The sequence below is a fragment of the Streptomyces sp. NPDC031474 genome (assembly GCF_055581185.1).
The window spans coordinates 142,900-159,306 of sequence record NZ_JBVIJX010000004.1 but is presented as its reverse complement, the minus strand read 5'-3'; the positions used below and the strand labels follow the sequence as shown (position 1 = coordinate 159,306).

Below are 16,407 nucleotides of genomic sequence, written 5' to 3'. Positions count from 1 at the left end.
GTCGACGACATGCGAACCGACTCTTCTCCCGGCACCCTGCCGGCGCGGGAGCACCTCCCGGCCGCCACAGCCGGTACGCCTGTCCTGGACGTAGTGATCCCCGTCTACAACGAGGAGACGGACCTCCAGCCGTGCGTCCGGAGACTGCACGACCACCTGACGCGTACGTTCCCCTACTCCTTCCGCATCACGATCGCGGACAACGCGTCGACCGACACCACTGCCCTGGTGGCGCGGCGGCTGGCGGAACGGCTCCCGGAGGTGAGGAACGTCCGGCTTGAGCAGAAGGGCCGCGGCCGAGCGCTGCGGACCGTCTGGTCGGCGTCGGAGGCCCCGATCCTCGCGTACATGGACGTGGACCTGTCCACCGACCTCAACGCGCTGCTGCCGCTGGTGGCGCCGCTGATCTCCGGCCACTCCGACCTGGCGATCGGCTCCCGGCTCGCCCGTAGTTCCCGGGTGGTGCGCGGGCCGAAGCGGGAGCTCATCAGCCGCGCCTACAACCTGATCCTGCGCGGCTCGCTCCAGGCCCGCTTCTCGGACGCGCAGTGCGGGTTCAAGGCGATCCGGCGTGACGTCGCACAAGTTCTCCTTCCCTTGGTGGAAGACACCGGCTGGTTCTTCGACACTGAGATGCTGGTGCTCGCCGAGCGTGCCGGCCTCCGTATCCACGAGGTGCCGGTCGACTGGGTCGACGACCCGAACTCCACGGTGCACATCGTGAAGACGGCGACCGACGACCTGAAAGGGGTGTGGCGCGTGGGCAAGGCCCTGGCCACCGGTTCGCTGTCCCTCGACCGGCTCACCCGCCCGTTCGGCGACGATCCGCGCGACCGCGACATCCAGGACGTCCCCAAGGGCCTGGCCCGCCAGCTCGTCGGCTTCTGTGTCGTCGGCGGCCTGTCCACCCTCTTCTACCTGCTTCTCTACAGCGGCTTCCGCCAGTTCAGCGGGTCGCAGGTCGCCAACGCGCTCGCCCTGCTGGTGTCCGCGGTCGCCAACACCGCCGCCAACCGGCGCCTGACCTTCGGGGTGCGGGGCGGCGGCGGGGCCGTCAAGCACCAGGCGCAGGGCCTGGTCGTCTTCGGCATCGGACTCGCGCTGACCAGCGGCTCGCTCGCCGCACTGAACGCGGCGACGTCCCACCCCGCGCACTCCACCGAACTGGCGGTCCTCATCGCCGCCAACCTCGCGGCGACGGTGCTGCGCTTCCTGCTCTTCCGCGTGTGGGTCTTCTCCGACCGCCGGGACGGCGACGACCCGGCGGACCAGGCGGGCCCCGCGGACCCGGCGACCACCTCGACGACCCCGACGACCCCGACGACCCCGACCACCCCGACCACCCCGGTCGTCCCGCACGCCCCCTCGCACGCCCCCTCAGCTGCGACGTACCCGACTGCCTCGTCGTACCCGAGCGCGTCCGCGCCCGCGTCCGCGCAGGCCGGCGGCCCCTTCGTGCCGCTGCCGCAGCGCCCGGTCAACCCGCAGCCGGTGCGCCCCCACGAAACCGACCCGGGGGACGCCCGATGACCACCCACCTCGAACAGACGACCGCCTGGGATACGCCGCCGGCCACCGTGCCGGTCACCCCGCGGCACCCGGCCGTCCCGGCCCCCGAGTCGGGTGAGCCGAAGCAGCCCCTGCACCGCAGACTGTGGCGCGGCCGCCCCGAGGACCCCCGCTGGGCCCGCCCGGCCTTCCTCGGCCTGCTGGCCGCCACCCTCCTCCTCTACCTCTACAACCTGAGCGCCTCCGGCTACGCCAACTCGTTCTACTCGGCGGCAGTCCAGGCCGGCAGCCAGAGCTGGAAGGCCTTCTTCTTCGGCTCGCTGGACGCGGGCAACGCCATCACCGTCGACAAGCCCCCGGCCTCGCTGTGGCCGATGGCCCTGTCGGTCCGGATCTTCGGCCTGAACTCGTGGGCGATCCTCGCTCCCGAGGTGCTGATGGGCGTCGGCACGGTCGCCGTCGTCTACGCCTCCGTGCGCCGCCGGTTCAGCCCCGCGGCCGGTCTGATCGCCGGCGCGGTGCTCGCGCTGACCCCGGTCGCCGCGCTGATGTTCCGGTTCAACAACCCGGACGCGATGCTGGCCCTGCTGATGGCCGTGGCCTGCTACTTCGTGGCCCGCGCGCTGGAGGACGGCCGGACGAAGTGGCTGGTGTGGGCCGGTGCCGCGATCGGCTTCGCCTTCCTCGCCAAGACGCTCCAGGCCTTCCTCATCCTCCCGCCGCTCGCGATCGTCTACGCGGTCTGCGCGCCGGTGTCGGTGAAGAAGCGGTGCGGACAGCTGGCCGCGGCCACCGCCGCGCTGGTCGTCTCCGGCGGCTGGTGGGTCGCGATCGTCGAGCTGTGGCCTGCCTCCTCCCGCCCGTACATCGGCGGCTCGCAGAACAACTCCTTCCTGGAGCTGACGTTCGGCTACAACGGTCTCGGCCGTCTCAACGGCGAGGAGACCGGCAGCGTCGGCGGCGGCGGTGGCGGCGGCAACACCGGCCAGTGGGGCGAGACCGGCTGGGACCGGATGTTCAACTCCGAGATCGGCGGCCAGATCTCCTGGCTGCTGCCGGCCGCGCTGATCCTCCTGGTCGGCGGTCTGGTGGCCACCCGGAGGTTCCGCCGCACCTCGGTCACCCGCGGTCTGTTCCTGGTCTGGGGCGGCTCGCTGCTGATCACCATGGTCGTCTTCAGCTATATGGCGGGCATCTTCCACCAGTACTACACGGTGGCCCTCGCCCCCTACCTGGCGGCCGTGATCGGCATGGGCGCGGCTCTGCTGTGGGAGAAGCGGTCCGAGATCTGGGCCTCGATCACCCTCGCGGCCTCGGTCGTCGCGGCGGCTTCCTGGTCGTACGTCCTGCTCAACCGCACCCCCGACTACCTGCCCTGGCTGAAGTGGCTGGTCCTGATCGGCGGCCTGGTCGCCGCGCTCGGCCTGACCTTCGCGAACCGGATCAACCGTCGGCTCGCCCTCGCGGCGGCCTCCGTGGGCCTGGTGGCCGCGCTGGCCGGACCGACGGCGTACACCCTCAGCACGCTGCAGGAAGGCCACACCGGCTCCATCGTGACGGCGGGTCCGGCCGGCGCGAGCATGATGGGCGGTGGCGGTCCGGGCGGCGGCTGGGGCGGCTTCGGCGGCGGCATGGGCGGCGGCCAGAACCAGCAGGGCCGGCAGGGTCAGCAGGGCCGGCAGAAGGGCAACGGCAACACCCCGGGCCAGGGCCAGAACCAGGGCCAGGGCCAGGGCCAGGGCCGGCAGGGCGGTATGCCCGGCGGCCAGACCGGTGACGGCGGCGGAGGCATGCGCGGCGGTGGCGGTGTCGGCGGTCTGCTCAACGGCGCGTCGGTCACCGACGAGGCCAAGAAGCTGCTGGAGACCGACTCCGGCGCCTACACGTGGGCCGCGGCCGCGATCGGCGCCCAGAACGCCGCGAGCTACCAGCTCGCCACGGGCGACGCGGTGATGGCGATCGGCGGCTTCAACGGCACCGACCCGTCCCCGACGCTGGCGCAGTTCAAGCAGTACGTGGCCGACGGCAAGATCCACTACTTCATCGGCAGCGGCTCGGGCGGCGGCCGCATGGGCGCCAGCAGCAGCGGCACGTCCTCGCAGATCAGCTCCTGGGTCGAGGCCAACTTCAAGAAGGTGACGGTCGGTTCGGCCACCTTCTACGACCTGACGCAGAAGGCCGGCAGCTGACCCGCCGCGAGGCGGGTTGAAGGAAGGGCGGTGGCTCGATGCCACCGCCCTTCTTCAATGCCCCTTCAATGCCCCGGGATGCTCACGAGCTGGTGAGAACGACGAGCCTCTGGGTCGCCCGCGTCATCGCGACATAGCGGTCCACCGCCCCTTCGATGCCCTCGCCGAACTCCTCCGGGTCGACGAGGACGACCAGGTCGAACTCGAGCCCCTTGGACAGTTCCGGGGTCAGCGACCGGACCCGGGACGACGTCGGCCGGAAGGACGGATCGCCGATGACGCAGGCGATCCCGTCGTCGTGCGCGGCGAGCCACGCGTCGAGGACCGAATCCAGCTCCGTGACGGATCCATGGACGACGGGGACACCGCCGCTGCGCACGGACGTCGGCACGTTGGCGTCCGGCAGCGCGGCCCGGATGACCGGCTCGGCCTCCGCCATGATCTCCTCCGGCGTCCGGTAGTTGATGCTCAGGGAGGCCAGCTCGATCCGGTCGAAGCCGAGCCGCTCCAGCCGCTCCCGCCACGACTCCGTGAACCCGTGCCGGGCCTGCGCGCGGTCCCCGACGATGGTGAAGCTCCGCGACGGGCACCGCAGCAGCAGCATCTGCCACTCCGCGTCGGTGAGTTCCTGGGCCTCGTCGACGACGACGTGCGCGAACGGCCCGACGAGCAGATCCGGCTCGAGCGTGGGCAGTTCGGTCTCGTCGACCAGGCTGACCTGGGCGTCCTCGCCGCGCAACATCGACACCAGACCCTCGCCGTCGTCACCGTCGGCGCCGGAGTTGGCGGTGGCCTCGATCAGGTTGTCGACGACCTGCGTCATGCGCTCGCGCTGGGCGGCGAGGATCGCCGCGTGCCGACGCTTCTGCCGTGCCGTCTCCGGGTCGCCGAGCCGCTGCCGTGCCGCGTCCAGCAGCGGCAGGTCGGACACCGTCCAGGCCTGGGCGTTCGCGCGCTGGAGCCGCTGGACGTCGTCCCGGTCGAGCCAAGGCGCGCACATCCGCAGGTAGGCGGGCACGGTCCACAGGTCGGAGACGAGGTCGGCCGCTTCGAGCAGCGGCCACGCGCGGTTGAAGGCGGTGAGCAGCTCCCTGTTCTGCAGCAGCGACTTGCGCAGCAGAGCGGGCGGGACGTCCTCGCCGTCGTGCCCGGCTTCGTGCTTGTCCATCAGGATCGTGAGCAGCTCCTCCCGGACCTGCTCGCGTGCTTCGTTGTGCGGAGTGCCCGGTTCCGCCGCTTCGAAGGCCACGGCCCAGTCGCCGGCGGTCAGCTGGACGTCGGACCAGTGGGTCGTGACCGTCATCCCCTCGGCGGGCGGCTCCTCGTAGAACCTGACGGCCTTCTCGATCGCCTTCACCAGCTGCGCGGACGACTTCAGACGGGCTGCCTCCGGGTCGGCCTCGACCGCGGCCGTGGCTCCCTCGGCGACGAGATCCCGCAGGGTGCAGGTCTGCACGCCCTCCTCGCCGAGGCTGGGCAGGACGTCGGCGACGTACCCCAGGTAGGGCCGGCTCGGGCCGACGAACAGCACGCCGCCCCGGCGGTGTCCGAGGCGCGGGTCGGAGTACAGGAGGTAGGCGGAGCGGTGCAGGGCGACGACGGTCTTGCCGGTGCCCGGACCGCCGTCCACGACGAGCGCGCCGCGGGATCCCGCGCGGATGACGGCGTCCTGGTCGGCCTGGATGGTGCCGAGCACGTCGCGCATCCGCTCCGACCGGTTGGTGCCCAGGCTGGCGATGAAGGCGGACTGGTCGTCGAGCGCGGCGTGCCCGGCGAACCCGTCCGAGGTGAAGACCTCGTCCCAGTAGTCGCTGATCCGGCCGCGGGTCCAGCGGTACCGGCGGCGGCTCGCGAGCCCCATCGGGTTGGCGTGGGTGGCCCCGAAGAACGGCTCGGCCGCCGGGGAACGCCAGTCGACGAGCAGCCGGCGGCCCTCGCTGTCGGTGAGGCCGAGCCGTCCGACGTACAGGGGCTCGGCGCTGTCGGCGTCGACCATGTGTCCGAGGCACAGGTCCAGGCCGAAGCGGCGCAGGGCGCGCAGCCGGCCGGTCAGCCGGTGGATCTCCGTGTCCCGGTCCATCGCGTGCCGGCCCATGCCGCCGGGTGCCCGGCGCTCGGCGTCGAGGCGGTCGGACAGCTCGGCGATCGCCTCGTCGAGGCACTGCGCGATGGCCGCGAAGTGCCGCTCGTCGTCGGAGATCAGCGCCGGGTCGGCCTTGGCGGAAAGACGGTCGGGAAGGTCGAACGCGCTGGTGGTCAGGGGGTTCACTTGATCAGCTCCGATAAGAGGTCGCATACGACCATGGCACGCGGGAAGAGGGCGTCCTAACGGGCGTGACCGACCTCACGCGGTCGCGGGCGGCCGGCCCCGGCCGTCCCCGCTGTCCCGGCCGGCCGCGTCGAGCAGCAGCTTCGCGGCCACCGTCGCCCCGTCGACGCGGATCGTGGCGGCCAGGGCGCTCGCGCGTACGCGGGTCTCGGGGTCCAGGGCCGTCTCGAGCGCGGCCGACAGGGACTCGACGGTCGGCGTCGGGTCGAGGTGCGCCGCGCCGATGCCCAGCTCGGCCACCCGCTTCGCCCAGTACGGCTGGTCGGCGACCCGGGGGACCACCAGCTGGGGCGCGCCGGCCCGGGCGGCCGTCGTCGTGGTGCCCGCGCCGCCGTGGTGCACGACGGCGGCCACCCGCGGGAACAGCGCCTGCTGGTTGACCTCGCCGACGACGAAGCAGTCGTCGCCGTCGTCGACCGGGGCCAGGCCCGCCCAGCCGCGGGCGAGGAGCACGCGCCGGCCTCGCGCACGGATCGCTTCGATGGCCACCCGGGCGATGTCCGTCGGGGCGTACGCGGCCATGCTGCCGAAGCCGACGTACACCGGTGGTGCGCCGGCCTCCAGGAACGCCTCCAGCTCCGCGGGGAGCGGACGGTCGTCGGGCAGGATCCACGCCCCGGTCTGCACCACGTCGAGGTCCGTCCTGCCCTGCGACGGCCACAGCGTCGGGTCCGCCGCCAGCCACGGCCGGCGGGTGAGGACATGGTCGCGGACGTTGTCCACCGGCGGCAGGCCGATCGCCGCCCGGTGACTGTTGAGCGCCTCGCCGTACAGCGCGTTCACCCGCTGGGCGTCCTGCTCCCACAGCACCCGGTTGTCGGTCTCGTCCTGCGGGGACGGTGTGCCCGGCCGCCGCCCCGGCGGGAAGTGCCGCGACGGCAGGCCCAAGGTGTGGAAGCACGCGAGGACGTAGGGGATGCCCAGTTTCTCGGCCACGTCCCGTGCGCCGGCCGGCATCAGGCCGGTCGCCAGCAGCGCGTCGCATCCCTCGGCCGCCGCGGTGAGCGTGTCGAACCGGGCGGCGACCAGCTCGGGAGCGAGCCGGAACGCGTCCTCCCGCGTCGGCGGCTTCGGCCCGGCGACCACCGACTTCACCGTCGGGCCGAGCGGCACCAGCGGCACGCCGACCCGCGCCAGCAGCGCGGCGAACTCCTCGTCCGGAGGCGCGCACACCCGCGCCTCCGCGCCGAGCTCCCGCAACGCCACCGCCAGTCCCGCCAGCGGTTCGACGTCCCCACGCGATCCCCATGTCGTCAACAGCACGCGCATTTCGCGACCCCGTTTTCGTAGATTCCGGGTCCGTGGATTCCGGCCCAGGCCGGAGATTCTGCGGCACGACGGGGGCCTTGCCGCAAGCCCCCCGGTGCGCTATAAGTTGAGAGTGGCAAGGAGTGGGAAACCTCCTTGCCTCTGCTTTTTCCCGGAAGGGCCCTGCCATGGCCGAGACCGCCAAGGACGCCGCCCGGCACAGCGTGTGGCTGGAAGGAAAGGCGCGTCGGCGTGGGCGGGGCGGGGGGCAGCCGTCCGGGCTCGACCTGGACCGGATCATCCAGACCACCGTGCGGCTGCTGGACGCCGAGGGGCTGACCGGGTTCTCCATGCGGCGGCTGGCGGCCGACCTCAACGTGACCGCGATGTCCGTGTACTGGTACGTCGACACCAAGGACGACCTCCTCGAACTCGCCCTGGACAGCGTCTACGGCGAGCTGGAGGAACTGCCCGACCCGCAGGACGAGAACGCGGACTGGCGCGAGCAACTGCGCACGCTGGCCACGGTGTACCGCGGGCTGCTGGTCCGCCACTCCTGGCTGTCCCCGCTCGCCGGCCGCTACCTCAACCTCGGCCCGAACTCCCTGCGCTTCTCCCGCACGGTCCAGCAGGTCGTGCTGCGCACCGGCCTGCCCGCGCACGGCATCACCGGCGCGATCTCGGCCGTCTTCCAGTTCGTGTACGGCTACGGCACGATCGAGGGCCACTTCATCGCGCGCGCCGCGGACACCGGTCTGAGCCCGGACGAGTACTTCCGGCACGCCCTGAGCGCGAGCGCCGAGGCTCCGCAGACCGCGGAGATCGTCGAGCAGTTCAAGGGCCTCATGGCGGCCCGCGGCGGCGACACGGTCGAGGAGATGATGGACCGCGACTTCACCTTCGCCCTGGACCTGCTGGTCGCGGGCATCGAGGCGATGGTGAAACGCGGCTGACCAGGCCTCCGGCCCAGGGCAGGCCCTAGTCCTCCTGGACCAGTCGCGCGGGGAAGCCGCCCGTCGCCACCGGTCCCCATCGCTCGGGCGTGACCCGGATGATCGACTTGCCCTGCTTCCGCATGGCCTCGCGATACTCGTCCCAGTCGGGGTGCTCGCCGGCGATGTTGCGGTAGTACTCCACGAGCGGCTCCACGGAGTCCGGCGTGTCGACGACCTCGGCGGTGCCGTCGATCTGGACCCAGGGTCCGTTCCAGTCGTCGCTCAGCACGAGGACGCTGACCCGCTCGTCCCGCTTGGCGTTGCGGGTCTTGGCCCGCTCGGGGTAGGTGGAGACGACGATCCGCCCCGAGTCGTCGACCCCGCAGGTCAGCGGCGAGGCCTGGGCGCTGCCGTCGGCGCGCCGGGTCAGCAGGATCGCGCGGTGCCGGGGGCGGACGAAGTCCAGCAGCTCGTCCAGGGAGACCTTGGTGTTCGTCGCGATGTTCGGTGCCATGGGCCCACCCTAGGCCGCGGGGCCCTCCTTTCGGCTGACCCTGCTGTGCCTGCCTCTGCGCCGGTGGCCACTGGCGGTGGCCACTGTCGGTGACCTCCGGTCCGGCTATTGCTGCGGCAGGGCGTCTCCCTGCACCGCCTGGACGTCGAGTTCGACCTTCAGGGTGGTGCCGATGGCCGCGATGCCCGCCTGGACGACCTGGTTGTAGTCCATGGCGAAGTCCTCGCGCCGCAGGTCCGTGGTCGCCCGGAACGCCGCGCGGGTACCGCCCCACGGGTCCGAGCCCGTGCCGAGGTAGGCCAGGTCCAGGTCCACCGGACGGGACACCCCGCGCATGGTCAGCTCGCCGTGGACGGTCCAGCGGTCCGGGCCGGCCGGGGTCAGACCGGTCGAGCGGTAGGTGAGCTCGGGGTACGTCTCGACGTCCAGGAAGTCCGCCGAGCGCAGATGCGTGTCGCGCATGGCGTTGCCGGTGTCGATGGACGCTGCTCGGATCACCGCCTCCACACGGGACTTGGCGACGTCGTCCGGGGCGATCTCCACGGACGCCGTGAAGTCCGTGAACCGGCCGCGCACGCTGGAGATGCCCAGGTGCTGGGCGACCGCGGCGACGGTCGAGTGCGCCGGGTCGACGGTCCAGGGGCCGGGCGGGGGCAGTTCCGTGCCGCCCTGCCGGGCCAGGGTCACGGTGCCGACCTCCGCCCGCCCGCTCGCCGTCACGATCGCGCTGGACGCCGTGGGCGCGTACCCGACGGCCGTGACGATCACCGTGTACGCCCCCGGGGCGAGCTCGGTCGTGTCCCGTACGGCTCCTTCCGCGTCCGCCTCGGCGCGCAGCACCTGGCCGCCCGTCATGTCGGTCACCGTGACGACCGCGTGCGACACGGCCCACCCGTCCCGCGTGCGGATCTTCGCGGTCAGTCCCATCTCACTTGCTCCTCAACTGCAACCGGCCCGGTGCGTGGGGTGAACCCCCGCACCGGGCCGGAGCCTATAGCGAACCGAACTACTCGCCGGGGTGGGCGAGTTCGATGTCGTGGCCGTCGACGCCGGCGCCCGCGACGGTCAGCGCGGTGGCAACCGGCGGGTAGCCGGTCGCGATGACCGTGTAGTCGCCGCCGTCGAGGTCGGCGAAGGCGTACGCGCCGTCCGCGCCGGTGGTGGCCGTGCCGACCACGTTGCCCGCCGCGTCCACGAGCGTCACCCGCGCGTCGGCCAGCGGACCGTGCGGCGCCCGGACGACGCCCTGGAGCTGGGCGCCCGCGTCGAGGACGACCTCCGCGCGGGTCACGCCCGTCGCGCCGATCTCGACGGGCAGGGCGCGCGGCCGGAACCCGACGGCGTTCACCGCGACGGTCACGGCGCCCGGAACCAGCTCCGTGAAGGAGAACTCGCCCTGCTCGCCGGTGGCCGCGGCGGCCAGCAGATCGCCCCGCACATCGGTGACGATCACCATCGCGTCCTTGACGCCGTCTCCCGAGTCGGCGGCGCGCACGACACCGCTGAGCCCGCTGGTCCCGCTGAGCAGGATGTCGTACGCGACCGGCTCGCCGTTCACGACGACCGTCGAGGCCTGCGGCTGGAAGCCGTCCGCGGAGGCGATCAGGACGTACGAACCCGTACCCGGCGCGTCCAGCGCGTAGGCGCCGTCGGCCTGCGCGACCGACCGGCCGAGCTGACGTCCGCCGAGCGAGATCAGCGTGACGGCGGCCTGCGGCACGGGCGCGCTCTCCGCGCCGCGCACGAAGCCGTGCACCGGGATGCCGCCCGAGTAAGACTGCGCGGCGGGAGCGTCGAGGGTGGCGACGGCGGCGTGCCGCTGCCTGCCCTCGGCGCCGTCGGCCTCGGTGGTGGAGGCGGCGACGGCCCAGCTCGGGACGTTCTCCTCGGCCGTCACGGGGGCCTCGACGGCGGCCGGGGCGTCCGTGGTGGCGACCGCGGCCTGCGTGGTGTCGGCCGGGGCGTCCTCATAAGCGGCCTGCGCCAGCGCGCCCTTGGTCCTCAGCGGGACCTCCTTGATGAACAGGGTGATCAGGAAGGCCAGCAGGGCCAGCGCGGAGGCGATCAGGAAGACGTCCGCGATGCCGTGGCCGTACGCGCTCTCCATGACCGTGCGCAGCGGCGCGGGCAGCTTGTCCATGTCCGGGATGGAGTCGCTGGAGCTCGAACCGGACGCGAGGGAGGCGTACTTGGGACCGAGGCCGGCGATGCCGTCCTTGGCGTAGTCGGTGATGCGGTTGGCCATGACGGCGCCCAGCGCCGAGACGCCCATCGCACCGCCGAGGGACCGGAAGAAGGTCACGGTCGAGCTGGCCGAGCCGAGGTCGCTCGGGTCCACCTGGTTCTGCGTGGACAGCACCAGGTTCTGCATCATCATGCCGACGCCGAGACCCAGCAGCGCCATGAAGATCGCGGTCTTCCAGTAGTCCGTGTCGTAGCGGATCGTGCCCAGCAGTCCGAGGCCGGCCGTGATGAGCACACCGCCGCTGACCAGCCAGGCCTTCCACTTGCCGGTACGGGTGATGAACTGCCCGGAGACGGTGGAGGAGACGAACAGACCGCCGATCATCGGGATCGTCATGACGCCTGACATGGTCGGGGACTTGTCCCGGGCCAGCTGGAAGTACTGCGCGAAGAAGACGGTCCCGGAGAACATCGCCACGCCCACGAACATCGACGCCATCGACGACAGCGTGATGGTGCGGTTGCGGAAGAGGCGCAGCGGGATGATCGGTTCCTTGGCCTTCGACTCGACGAACACGAAGACAAGCCCGAGCAGGACCGACCCCGCGACCATCGCGTACGTCTGCCAGGACAGCCAGTCGTACTTGTCACCGGCGAAGGTGACCCAGACCAGCAGCAGGGAGACCGCGGCGGAGATGAAGAACGCGCCGGCCCAGTCGACCTTGACGTCCCGCTTCACGACCGGCAGGTGCAGGGTCTTCTGCAGCACGATCAGCGCGATGACGGCGAAGGGCACGCCGACGTAGAAGCACCAGCGCCAGCCGAGCCAGCTCGTGTCGGTGATGACACCGCCGAGCAGCGGACCGCCGACGGTGGCGACGGCGAAGGTCGCGCCGAGGTAACCGGAGTAGCGCCCGCGCTCACGCGGGGAGATCATCGCGGCCATCACGATCTGCGCGAGGGCGGAGAGCCCGCCCACGCCGACGCCCTGGACGACACGGCAGGCGATCAGCATGCCGGAGTTCTGCGAGAGCCCGGCCGCGGCCGACCCCAGCACATAGATGACGAGCGCTATCTGGACGAGCGCCTTCTTGTCGTAGAGGTCGGCGAGCTTGCCCCACAGGGGGGTGGTCGCCGTCATCGCCAGCAGGGTGGCGGTCACGACCCAGGTGTAGGCGGACTGGCCGCCGCCGAGGTCGCCGATGATCTCCGGGAGGGCGTTCGAGACGATCGTGGAGGACAGGATCGCGACGAACATGCCGAGCAGCAGCCCGGAGAGCGCCTCCATGATCTGCCGGTGCGTCATCGGAGCGTCCGCGGCGGAGCCGTGGGACCCTCCGCCGTGCTTCGCGTGAGCCCGCACACCGGCTGGTGTGGTCGTTGCCATGGGCTTCCTTCTCTTACGTTGCTTATGCGGGTGTACGGGTGGTCTGCGTCCGTTCGCCCACGGGACCGGGGGTGGAACCGGGGGCTGAAACGGATGAAACGGGAGGGGGTGCGGGGGGAGGGGGCGCGGGCGGGGGCGGCGGCCGGTGCGGGACCGTCCGGCAGTCGCCGAAGCTGGCGCGCAGCCGGGTCAGCAGTGCGATGAGCCGGCCGACCTCGGCGTCGGTCCAGTCGCCCAGCCGCTGCGCCAGCAGCTCGGTGCTCCGACGGGACAGCTCGGCGAGCATCGCGTGCCCCTCGGGGGTGAGGCGCAGGATGCGGGAGCGTTTGTCCGCCGGGTCGGGGCTGCGCTCGATCCAACCGCGGTCGGCGAGATGCGCGGCGTGCCGGCTGGTCACGGACATGTCGACGGCGAGCAGCTCGGAGAGATTGCTCATGCGCATGTCGCCGTGACGGCCCAGCAGCGCCAGTACGGCGGCCGAGCCGGCGGAGCAGTCGTGCGGCAGGATCCGCCCGAGGTCCCGCTTCACGGCCCCGACGGCACTGAGCTGACGCGCCAACTCCTCGTACTGCGCCTGCCCGGCCATCTCACACCTCCTGTTTTTGTTGCTTGGGGCAACCATAGGAGCGGTTGGTTGCTACAGGCAAATAAAACAGGCGTGAGGGCCGCAAAAAGTTGGCAAAGGCAAGTATTGCGAGGGTAAATGTGCAGGTGGGGGCGGGGATGGGGTGAGAGTGAGGGCGGGGCGGGGGCGGGACGGCGGTCGACCGAGTCACCGGGTCGCAGGGGCCTCTTCAGGTCCCGTGTGGCGACCCCCACTTGGGGCGCCCCGCCCGTTTTCGCTAGTGTCTCGGCCCATGGCTAACACCCAGGGCCCCCAGGGCAACCACGACCCCGCCGGCAGCACCCAGATGTTCCGCGCGTTCGTCGACGAGGGCGCCCCCCGGGCCGCCCAGCCGGCGCCCGCACCGACCGGCTCCCGCATCGGCCTGATCGTCGGCGTCATCGCCGCCGTCGTGATCGTCGCCGCGGTCGCCTGGCTGGCGCTGAAGTAGCGTCCGCACGGGGACGCCGGGTGGCGCCACGGCGTCACCGCGCCCCTCGACCTCTCCTCACTCCCACCGCACCGACACGTCCCGCGTCTCGATGTGCATCCCCAGCGGGACCCTCCACGCGTCGACGCAGACCGTCCAGGTCCTCTTCTCGCGCGCTCCTGCGGCGATCGGCGTCGGGAGCGGGGCCGTCGACTCGCGGGTCGCCCAGTCGATGCCGAGCGCGTCGATGACATGGGTTTCGAACGTGACCGTGCCGGAACGCACCGCTGTGCCACCGGAGTTGTGGAGTGTGAGGGTCACGTCCTCGCACCACCGCTGATCCGTGCCCGCGCGGACGGTGTCGCTCACGACGAGCATCGCCGGCCCGGCGGACGCGCTACCGGACGGGGCCGGTGAGGGCGAAGGCGAGGCCGACCCCGGCGTCGTACGCCCACCCGAGCCACCCTCGGCGGACGAGCCGCCCCAAGTGGACGAGCCGCCCCAAGTGGACGAGCCGCCCCCGGCCGGCGAGGCGTCCTGCGGTGAGCCGGGCTCCGGGACTCCGGCCGCCGAAGGGGCCTTCGCCCTCGCCCCAGCCGTGTCCTGCACTCCCGCCCCCGGATCGGGCTGCGCCGTAGGGGATTCGCTCTCCCCGTCCAGCGGCACGAGCCGCACCCCGCCCGTCGGCTTCGCCGATCCTCCCGCACCCGTGCCCGGCGGCGCTGGACCGCCTGCCGCGCCGATCGCCACGTAGTCGCCACCGTGCCCGTCGCTCCCGCACCCGGCCAGCAACCCGGCCGCCCCCACCAGCACGACGGCGAGTGCCGACGCGCCCCATACAGCGCCCCGGCGGCCACCTGCCCACGTCGGACTTCGCACCGCGCCAGTGTCTCTGACACCCCGTCAGGAAGGAAGCCCCAGGAGAAACCCGCCCAGGCGCCAGCCCGGTGGATCACGCGGTGGAGGCGGGCGTGGCACGCGCTCCCGACAGGCGCACCTCGGCCAGGGGGCGCCTTGGTCCGGGTGCGCTGTCGGGTCGGGTGCGCTGTCGGGTCGGGTGCACCGTCGGGTCGGGTGCACCGTCGGGTCGGGGGAGGACCCCCATCCCCCGGCTCACTGGGACCGCCCAGGCCCCGCAGACTTCCCGCGACCTGTTTCGCCGGGCCGGGTCCTCGAAGCTGTCGAGCGGGTCATGCGGTGGAGGCGGGCGTGGCATGCACTCCCGGCTGGGTCACCTCGGTCTGGGGGGCGCGCCTTCGTCCGGGAGGGGGGATCCCGTCCCCCGGCTCACCGGATCTGCCCAGGCGCGGGGGCCTTCCCACGACCTGTTTCGCCGGGCCGGGCCCTCGGAGCTGTCGAGCGGGGTCACGCCGCAGACGCTGGTGTGGCACCCGCTCCCCAGGAGGGGCACCTTGGTCCGGGGGCGTCTCGGTCCGGGGGGCGGGAGGGCCCCCATCCCCAGGCTCACCGGGAACGCCCGGCCCCGCGGCCTTTCCGCGACCTGATCCGCCGGGGGAACCTCAGGCCGGGCCCTCGGAGCTGTCCAGCGGGGCATGCGGTGGACGCGGGGTGTGGCACGCGCTTCCCTGGCAGGGGTCTTCAGCGGTGTTGTCGGCGGTTGCCGACTCCTCCGCTCTCGACTTCGCTGGAGCGGGGAGGGGCGCCGATCGTGTCGATGCCCTTCTCCGCCTTGCGGCTGCCCGCGCCCCCGCCTCGGCTGGGCTTGAGCGGGGGATCCGGGGATCCCCATCGCCCCGTTCACCGGTGCTGATGCGGTGCCGTCCGCTTTCCTGCGACCTGATCGGCCGGGCAGGCCCTGGGGCGTGTTTCGAAAGTCCCGTCTGCTCGGCGGCGCCTGCACGCTCCCCCCAGAGGGGGACCCTCCCGAGTTGTCGGGGATCGCACGCACCAGGCGCCGCCGGGCCTGCCCGTCGGGCAGGCGACGCTACTCGCTACTTTCGAAACACGCCCTAGTCGGAGATCAGGCCGTCGCGCAGCTGGGCCAGGGTGCGGGTGAGCAGGCGCGAGACGTGCATCTGGGAGATGCCGACCTCCTCGCCGATCTGGGACTGGGTCATGTTGGCGAAGAAGCGCAGCATGATGATGCGGCGCTCGCGCGGCGGCAGCTTGGCCAGCAGCGGCTTGAGGGACTCGCGGTACTCCACGCCCTCCAGCGCAGTGTCCTCGTAGCCGAGGCGGTCGGCCAGGGAGCCCTCGCCGCCGTCGTCCTCGGGCGCCGGGGAGTCCAGCGAGGAGGCCGTGTACGCGTTGCCGACCGCCAGGCCGTCGACGACGTCCTCCTCGGACACGCCCAGGACCGCGGCCAGTTCAGCGACCGTCGGGGAGCGGTCCAGCTTCTGGGAGAGCTCGTCGCTGGCCTTGGTGAGGGCCAGGCGCAGCTCCTGGAGGCGGCGCGGCACACGCACCGACCACGACGTGTCGCGGAAGAAGCGCTTGATCTCGCCCACGACCGTCGGCATCGCGAACGTCGGGAACTCGACGCCCCGTTCGCAGTCGAAGCGGTCGATCGCCTTGATCAGGCCGATGGTGCCGACCTGGACGATGTCCTCCATCGGCTCGTTGCGCGAGCGGAAGCGAGCCGCCGCGTAGCGCACGAGGGGGAGGTTGAGCTCGATGAGGGTGTCCCGGACGTACACGCGCTCGGGGCTGTCCTCGGCGAGCGTTGCCAGTCGCAGGAACAGGGAGCGGGACAGGGTGCGGGTGTCGATGGCCCCCGTGGCCGTGGTGAGGGCCGGGGCCTGGGGGGCCTCGGGGGCTGTGACGTCGTCGAGCACGTCGGGCTCGACAGGCACGACGGGCGCGGTCTCGCTCTTCGTGAGCGTGAGCACCTTCGAGCTGCCCTGATCTGCGGACATGCCACCCCCTTTGGGTCGCGGGACGGTCGCGGCGAACATTCCCGCTTGAGGAACGTCAGCCTTCACCTGAATACCGGCGCCGAAGCCCCGGCAAACGCGCTTCCGGCAGAATGTCACATGTCGGCAACACGCTGTAGTGACATGTCGACATGTGAGTAACGAATCGGCCCTGGAAACAGGGGGTGTGACGGTTTTTCAGCGC

Annotated in this window: 13 protein-coding genes; 5 read left to right on the top strand and 8 right to left on the bottom strand. The window is 72.1% G+C overall.

What is annotated here, in order from left to right:
• Window positions 1-9: 9 nt before the first annotated feature.
• Together ACZ5SK_RS08960 and ACZ5SK_RS08955 are read left to right on the top strand one after the other, a co-directional pair.
• Window positions 10-1,530 (top strand): bifunctional glycosyltransferase family 2/GtrA family protein, encoded by a 1,521-nt coding sequence (locus ACZ5SK_RS08960; RefSeq protein WP_334578588.1) that lies wholly within the window; start codon window positions 10-12, stop codon window positions 1,528-1,530.
• Window positions 1,527-3,698, top strand: coding sequence for an ArnT family glycosyltransferase (locus tag ACZ5SK_RS08955; protein ID WP_457495170.1), 2,172 nt, complete (start codon window positions 1,527-1,529; stop codon window positions 3,696-3,698). The genes ACZ5SK_RS08960 and ACZ5SK_RS08955 overlap by 4 nt, the downstream gene beginning before the upstream one ends.
• 82 nt (window positions 3,699-3,780) lie before the next feature.
• Here the strand turns inward: ACZ5SK_RS08955 and helR are convergent, their stop codons facing one another.
• Both helR and ACZ5SK_RS08945 read right to left on the bottom strand, forming a co-directional pair.
• Entirely contained in the window at window positions 3,781-5,967 is a 2,187-nt protein-coding gene (helR, locus tag ACZ5SK_RS08950; protein ID WP_334578586.1) for an RNA polymerase recycling motor ATPase HelR, read from the bottom strand.
• Between the two features lie 75 nt (window positions 5,968-6,042).
• Window positions 6,043-7,296 carry a glycosyltransferase gene (locus ACZ5SK_RS08945; RefSeq protein ID WP_457495171.1) on the bottom strand — a complete coding sequence of 418 codons (1,254 nt, stop codon included), beginning with the start codon at window positions 7,294-7,296 and terminating at the stop codon, window positions 6,043-6,045.
• Window positions 7,297-7,463: 167 nt separating this feature from the next.
• On the opposite strand from ACZ5SK_RS08945, the gene ACZ5SK_RS08940 reads away from it, so the two are divergent.
• The gene (locus ACZ5SK_RS08940; protein WP_457495172.1) at window positions 7,464-8,228 is read left to right on the top strand and encodes a TetR/AcrR family transcriptional regulator; all 765 of its coding nucleotides are present in this window, start codon (window positions 7,464-7,466) and stop codon (window positions 8,226-8,228) included.
• Between the two features lie 25 nt (window positions 8,229-8,253).
• Here ACZ5SK_RS08940 and ACZ5SK_RS08935 read toward each other — a convergent pair whose 3' ends face one another.
• The 4 genes from ACZ5SK_RS08935 to ACZ5SK_RS08920 all read right to left on the bottom strand — a co-directional run bounded on the left by ACZ5SK_RS08935 (window position 8,254) and on the right by ACZ5SK_RS08920 (window position 12,881).
• On the bottom strand, window positions 8,254-8,724 hold the full coding sequence (locus ACZ5SK_RS08935) for a PPOX class F420-dependent oxidoreductase (protein WP_334578583.1): 471 nt from the start codon (window positions 8,722-8,724) through the stop codon (window positions 8,254-8,256).
• A gap of 105 nt (window positions 8,725-8,829) precedes the next feature.
• Window positions 8,830-9,651, bottom strand: coding sequence for a YceI family protein (locus ACZ5SK_RS08930; RefSeq protein ID WP_457495173.1), 822 nt, complete (start codon window positions 9,649-9,651; stop codon window positions 8,830-8,832).
• A gap of 79 nt (window positions 9,652-9,730) precedes the next feature.
• Window positions 9,731-12,214 (bottom strand): MFS transporter, encoded by a 2,484-nt coding sequence (locus ACZ5SK_RS08925; protein ID WP_468418628.1) that lies wholly within the window; start codon window positions 12,212-12,214, stop codon window positions 9,731-9,733.
• A 103-nt stretch (window positions 12,215-12,317) separates the two neighbouring features.
• Window positions 12,318-12,881, bottom strand: a complete 564-nt coding sequence (locus ACZ5SK_RS08920) for a MarR family winged helix-turn-helix transcriptional regulator (protein WP_334578580.1) — start codon at window positions 12,879-12,881, stop codon at window positions 12,318-12,320.
• Between the two features lie 271 nt (window positions 12,882-13,152).
• Between ACZ5SK_RS08920 and ACZ5SK_RS08915 the strand changes: the two genes are divergently transcribed.
• Window positions 13,153-13,350, top strand: coding sequence for a hypothetical protein (locus ACZ5SK_RS08915; protein WP_079661282.1), 198 nt, complete (start codon window positions 13,153-13,155; stop codon window positions 13,348-13,350).
• Window positions 13,351-13,407: 57 nt separating this feature from the next.
• Here ACZ5SK_RS08915 and ACZ5SK_RS08910 read toward each other — a convergent pair whose 3' ends face one another.
• On the bottom strand, window positions 13,408-13,650 hold the full coding sequence (locus ACZ5SK_RS08910) for a hypothetical protein (RefSeq protein WP_334578579.1): 243 nt from the start codon (window positions 13,648-13,650) through the stop codon (window positions 13,408-13,410).
• Window positions 13,651-13,672: 22 nt separating this feature from the next.
• On the opposite strand from ACZ5SK_RS08910, the gene ACZ5SK_RS08905 reads away from it, so the two are divergent.
• Window positions 13,673-14,083 (top strand): hypothetical protein, encoded by a 411-nt coding sequence (locus tag ACZ5SK_RS08905; RefSeq protein ID WP_468575634.1) that lies wholly within the window; start codon window positions 13,673-13,675, stop codon window positions 14,081-14,083.
• A 1,216-nt stretch (window positions 14,084-15,299) separates the two neighbouring features.
• On the opposite strand, the gene ACZ5SK_RS08900 is transcribed toward ACZ5SK_RS08905, so the two are convergent.
• A complete protein-coding gene (locus ACZ5SK_RS08900; RefSeq protein ID WP_334578577.1) occupies window positions 15,300-16,205 on the bottom strand; it encodes an RNA polymerase sigma factor SigF in 906 nt (301 codons plus the stop codon).
• Between the last annotated feature and the right edge of the window lie 202 nt (window positions 16,206-16,407).

Coding starts and splice junctions, on each gene's coding strand:
- ACZ5SK_RS08955 (WP_457495170.1), top strand. CDS start 1,527: ATGACCACCCACCTCGAACAGACGACCGCCTGGGATACGCCGCCGGCC.
- ACZ5SK_RS08935 (WP_334578583.1), bottom strand. CDS start 8,724: ATGGCACCGAACATCGCGACGAACACCAAGGTCTCCCTGGACGAGCTG.
- ACZ5SK_RS08915 (WP_079661282.1), top strand. CDS start 13,153: ATGGCTAACACCCAGGGCCCCCAGGGCAACCACGACCCCGCCGGCAGC.
- ACZ5SK_RS08945 (WP_457495171.1), bottom strand. CDS start 7,296: ATGCGCGTGCTGTTGACGACATGGGGATCGCGTGGGGACGTCGAACCG.
- ACZ5SK_RS08940 (WP_457495172.1), top strand. CDS start 7,464: ATGGCCGAGACCGCCAAGGACGCCGCCCGGCACAGCGTGTGGCTGGAA.
- ACZ5SK_RS08900 (WP_334578577.1), bottom strand. CDS start 16,205: ATGTCCGCAGATCAGGGCAGCTCGAAGGTGCTCACGCTCACGAAGAGC.
- ACZ5SK_RS08960 (WP_334578588.1), top strand. CDS start 10: ATGCGAACCGACTCTTCTCCCGGCACCCTGCCGGCGCGGGAGCACCTC.
- ACZ5SK_RS08930 (WP_457495173.1), bottom strand. CDS start 9,651: ATGGGACTGACCGCGAAGATCCGCACGCGGGACGGGTGGGCCGTGTCG.
- ACZ5SK_RS08920 (WP_334578580.1), bottom strand. CDS start 12,881: ATGGCCGGGCAGGCGCAGTACGAGGAGTTGGCGCGTCAGCTCAGTGCC.
- ACZ5SK_RS08925 (WP_468418628.1), bottom strand. CDS start 12,214: ATGACGCACCGGCAGATCATGGAGGCGCTCTCCGGGCTGCTGCTCGGC.